This window comes from Methanobrevibacter sp. (genome assembly GCF_015062985.1).
Lineage (GTDB): Archaea > Methanobacteriota > Methanobacteria > Methanobacteriales > Methanobacteriaceae > Methanocatella.
The window spans coordinates 1-5,679 of the sequence record NZ_SUTI01000022.1 but is presented as its reverse complement, the minus strand read 5'-3'; the positions used below and the strand labels follow the sequence as shown (position 1 = coordinate 5,679).

The window sequence follows — 5,679 nt, the reverse complement described above, 5'->3', positions numbered from 1 at the left end:
TTTGGTAGGTTGCACCACCAGTGACTGCAGTGTTGTTTATGAATTGACAGTTGTCTGCGACGTATCCATCACCAAACATTGCTCCACCTGAATAATATGCTTCATTATTTTTAAAAGTACAATTTATAGCAGAAGAATCATGCATGACACCACCATAGTATCCAAAGTTGGAATTAAAAGTACAATTTATAGCAGAACCCTCATATATGGCACCTCCATCATATCCCCTGTTAGAGTTGAAAGTACAATGTATAGCAGAACCATACGCCATTGCCCCACCAGCACTTGCATCATTAAAGTTGAAAATACAATTTTCAGCCTGACACTGAACAATAGCACCTCCATACAAACCTGCCGAATTTGAATTGAAAGTACAATCTCTTGCAGAACCATACGCCATTGCCCCACCAGACTCTCCAAAGTTGGAATTGAAAGTACAATTTATAGCCATACATTGACCATTAATAGCACCACCACCCCCACTGGATTTACCATTAACAAAAACAATATCCCTAAAAACAACATTACTATTAGTTACAGAAAAAATCCTAGCAGCATTATCACCACTAATAGTAAAACCATTACCATGAACAGTCACAGCACGACCAATAACAACACCATCCTTAAAATCAGAATCAGACCCAAGTTCAAAAGTATAATTGCTATCCAGATAAACATCACTATCATCATTACCATTAATTGTAGTATTTAAATCACTGAATGTTTTTGGGTTTGAAGTTAAAATTTCGTCAATCTCACTACTTTTTAAATTATCATCTTCTATTACTTTGTCGTCAATTGAATCTTGAGACAATTCTATTTGATTATCATCACTACCCACTATCGTATCATTTACATCACCAGCAGCTACACTAGAGACGCAAAAAAAGATACACATAATTAGGCAAAATGCCAGTAAAGTCTTTTTAAATTTCATAATTCTTACACCTATATTACCTTTATTCTATTACAGGCAATATTATATGAAATAATATTTGTTGAAAAATAAATATAACTCAACTAAAGCAATTACTTTCATTAAAAGTGTGTAGATAAATAATAATTACTCAATACACAATCAAAACATCAAAAAACTTACAATCCCAAACTAACTGATCCATTAACGAAACCACATCAAAACAAACACAATAATAATCAACAGGATGCATGAATATATTGACAGTTGCATACAAAAACAGTTGAATAAACAGTCAGTTATGAAGGCAAATGAATATGGTTATAAAAAATAGTGCAATCCTGCAAGTAAATGTACATGAAAAAATAAAAAAATAGAAGCAGATGCAAAATTGCACCTATTATTTAACACAAGTTTTTTATGACCAGACCCACAGTTTAACTTTGACCCAATCAGCTTTTAAAACCCTATTATAGCCCACATAGGTTGTTTTATAACCAGTTTCGCCATGATTATTAGTATATAACCATGTCCCCCCTCCAAAACTATAATGCACATAATACTTAGCTTTATAGTAAGTTAGTTTTTTACCATTTTTATAAAGTTTAACAACCAAATGTGCATGCCTACCATCAGAATCATAATCAATCCATTTATATGTTTGAACTTTATACTTCCCATAATATCTATTTATCTTCTTATTAAGTTTTGTAGGGACTACAACAGTGAATGATAGTTCAACAGTCATTTTAAATGTAGTAGAATCAGCATCAATATCTTTAGTTCCTGAATATGATGCTTTAAAAGTATATGTTTTTGGATTTTTTGGTGCTTTAATAATCAATTTGGCAACACCTTTTTTTATGTTGGATTTATATGTTTTGCCATTAATTTTAAATTTAATGATACCAGAGGTTAGTTTTTTAGTTCCATCTTTATAGTATACTGATGCTTTTATAGTAGTTTTAGCACCAGGTTTAACTTTAGATGGTGCTGATACTATTATACTACTACCATATTTCCCAACATCAACTAAAAACTTATGAGAAGATGGTTCATAATGTTCATCACCCTTGAAAGTTGCAGTGACCCAATATTTTTTAGATATAGATGGAAGTTTTAAAGTGACTTTGCCCAATCCATTTTTCATATTGACATTATATGTATTGCCATTAAATTTTAGGGTTACCTTACCATTTACACATTGTTTATCCTTATTTTTATCATATAAAAATAGATATGTTGATTCTTTAGTATTTTTATATCCATACAGGTCATTTACATGAAGTGCAGTTGGAATCTTTTTGATTATAACGGATGATTGATTAATAATTGTTCCATCAACATCAACAATTTTCAAAGTATATGTTCCAGCATCTTTCAGCAATGATGTAGAAATGGAATTAGAATATTTTTCATAGGTAAAATAAGTATTAATATTTTTAGAGTTATCTATATTGATACTTTTTGTTAAAGTTGAACCTTTATATATGTTTAAAAATCCTTTAAAATTACCTTCCCAACCATAATTAATATTTTTATTATCATCATAATATGTGGACAATGAATCAATATACATATTTTTATATTTATTGTCAACATAAACAGATTGAATCAAAATATTATTTTTATTTACCTCACCATTACATTTTATAGTAATAGAATAATTTCCAGCATCTAACTGTATATTTAAGTAAGCATAACCGTTGCTATCAGTGACATTAGTGTATTCATTGCCATTGCAATTAAATGTTACTTTCAATCCATTTTTAAATTCATTATTTTTTGCAACATGAACTTTATACTGTGTGATTTTATCACAGTTCCCAATTAAATCTGATGATTCAATAATTGTTTTATCAATATTTAATGTAGCTATTTTCATCACATGTCCATCATCATTGTTTATGATTTTGATTGTATAAATTCCAGGATTTAAACTAGCAGAAGCAATATAATAGGTTTCTTTTTCAGAAGCAGCAGTATTGTAATATCTTTGGCTTACTTTTTCGACATTATTGGAATCATAAATTTTAAAATAAAAATCATATTTTAGATATCCTGATGATGATGGAGAAATACTAATCACAATACTCTTACCTATTCCATAATCCATATTAATATTTGAAATACCAACAGAATAATCTGAATAGGGTACTGATTTGATAGTTAAATTATTAGTTGCCATCAAATGATTGTCTAAGGTATTAATTATTTTAACTGTATAAACTCCCGGATCAAACTTAGTAGCTTTTACATCATAAGTTGCTTTATTTGAATTTTCTTTGCCATAATGCCTTATGCTTACCTTTTCTGTATTATTAGAATCAAATATTTTTAAATAGAAATCATATTTTAGATATCCTGATGATGCTGGGGAAATGCTGATTTCAATTTTACCACCAATACCATACTTTAAACTAGTATTAGGAACGCTAACAGAATATGCCGAATAAGGGATGGAACTCACAGTCAATTTAGCAGTATCCATTAAATGATTATCATCATTATTTATAACTTTAATAGTATAAACACCAGGTTCTAAATTATTAGAATTTAAACGACACCCCACTGAATTTAATGGAGATGTAGTGCTGTAAAATCTTTCACTAAATCGTTCAACATTTTTTGAATCATACAACTTTAAATAAAAATCATATTTAAAATAATAAGAAGAATCTGCTAAAACTTGAATAAATATTGCATCATTAGTTTTATAACCAATTTCAGTATCAACAACATTAACTGAATAATAATTATAGGGAACTGATTTCACCGTCAATTTAGCAGAAGTCATTAGATGATTATCTGCATAGTTTATAATTTTAATAGTATAAATTCCAGGGCCCAAACTCTTAGAATTCAAATTATATACTGCTTTTGAATAAGAATCCAAACTGTAAAATCTTTTACTTTCTTTTTGAACATTTTTGGAATCATATATTTTCAAATAAAAATCATATCCTGCTGAAGCTGGCGACATTGTCATTAAAATTGATTTAGATTCATCATAGGATTTAGTAATATCATTTACTTGAACACTATACGTATAATATGCAGGTGAATCCAAAATTTCTTCATCGTGAGTACAATACATTAATGTTTCATTATCATCTAAATTATCAAAATCATAATTACTAACTTCATGTGAATTTTCTTTGTTAATCAAATCTTCATCATTGCCATTATTAATTGTTAATAAATAATTAGCATCTTCAAAATCAGTAGTTTGATTATCAGCTGCACCAACACTAGATATAACCAATAACATTAAACATAACATTATTGAAAATACCATTATTTTCTTCATAATATTAACCTCATTTACTTGGTGGGACTACATCATTGTCAATGTGTCCAATTACTTTATTTGTTTCATCAGTTGTGTTAATCACAATATCTGCTTTAATATGACTAGTTTTAAAGTAAGCATCAATATTATCATCCGCTTTAGAGTGTAAATTAACTACATAATTCATAGAATAAGAATACTCCTGATGAGGGTTGTAGATATTTTCATGACTATTGAAAACTCCTGATCCTGCTTGTTGTGTTTGACCGTCAGAATAGGTAATTTCAATATTTTGCAAACCAATGCCTGTTACACGTTCCAAATATACAGTTGGCATGAAACTAAACTCAATGATGCCTTTGATTGGTCTTTCATCAACAGTTCCACCGGAAACAGTAGTAGCATAAAAATACTTGTGATCAAGAGAAACACTTGTAACGTCAACTGCATCAGAGCCAAATCCATTTCCAGAAAAAGCAAATACCAAAATCAATATCACCAACACTGCAATTATACCGACAAGTATAAATTTAAGGTTAGATGAACTGTCTGTCGTGGATTTAGTTTTATCTATAATTTTATCTACTTTATTACCAATGGTTTCTTGTTCTATCATAGAAACTTCAGCACCACATGCCGAACAGAATTGAGCAGACATATCCAATTCTTTACCACATTGGTCACAATATTTTTTAGCCATATAACTCCGAAACCATTATTTAAATTCAACTGACTGTGCCATTTCTTTAACCAAATTCAAATCATTGGAAACAACTATAATCATTGCATTATCACCGTGCACATAAGCTGCATTTGTCCCATCAATATTCTGAATACCTTCAACAACAGTAACATTACCATCTTTAGAAGAACTTACACTATTCTGAGAGGTTACATTATTGATAAATTCATCATAATATGCATCGTCAATTGCAGTTTTTGCTGATTCCTCATTTGTGTAATAGATTACGGCATCACAGGCTGATGCAGAATATACAATCCAAAATCCATCGTAAGTTCCGTTATTAAATTCTGATCCTTTAGGAGCATTGATTGTTAAGACATCACCTACAGTTACCTTTTCCATATCTCCAGAATCAGAAGCATTGGAAGACTCTGTGGTTGAGTTTTCCGGTGAAGAAGTTGCCTTACTTGTTCCCAAATCAGCACTTGCTGCAATAGCTTTAGCTTCATCCAAGTTTTTATCTGTGATGATATACATTTCTTCACTGGAATTAGCCACTACAACATATTTCCCATCACTTTGAAATACAGTAAAATTACCATCAGTTTTACCATCTTTTAGACCTTGTGAGGTCAGATAATCAGCAAAAGTTCCTCCTCCAATATCGCTTAAAGTCAAATATTGTATCTTGATTCCATTTCCATCTTCATATTGATGACCATCTGCTCCTGCATTAGCCATCCAATAGTTTCCAGGCACATCCAATGTGAATTGCCCGTTAAAGTC

At 30.2% G+C, this 5,679-nt stretch carries 4 protein-coding genes and 1 pseudogene; all 5 read right to left on the bottom strand.

Features of this window, described 5'->3' with window-relative positions; all coding sequences use genetic code 11:
- Positions 1-937 (bottom strand): hypothetical protein (locus E7Z77_RS08580; RefSeq protein ID WP_292752916.1); only part of this gene is annotated, 937 nt, incomplete at its 3' end.
- Positions 938-1,334: 397 nt separating this feature from the next.
- Positions 1,335-4,226, bottom strand: a complete 2,892-nt coding sequence (locus E7Z77_RS08575) for an Ig-like domain-containing protein (protein WP_292752914.1) — start codon at positions 4,224-4,226, stop codon at positions 1,335-1,337.
- Positions 4,227-4,236: 10 nt separating this feature from the next.
- Entirely contained in the window at positions 4,237-4,695 is a 459-nt protein-coding gene (locus E7Z77_RS08570) for a hypothetical protein (RefSeq protein ID WP_292752911.1), read from the bottom strand.
- Between the two features lie 138 nt (positions 4,696-4,833).
- Positions 4,834-4,908: pseudogene (locus E7Z77_RS09815) on the bottom strand (zinc-ribbon domain-containing protein); the annotation flags it as partial.
- A gap of 15 nt (positions 4,909-4,923) precedes the next feature.
- A partial coding sequence (locus tag E7Z77_RS08565; protein WP_292752909.1) for a hypothetical protein occupies positions 4,924-5,679 on the bottom strand: 756 nt, incomplete at its 5' end.

Excerpts from the sequence above, each read along its gene's own strand:
- E7Z77_RS08575 (WP_292752914.1), bottom strand. The coding sequence starts at position 4,226 with ATGAAGAAAATAATGGTATTTTCAATAATGTTATGTTTAATGTTATTG.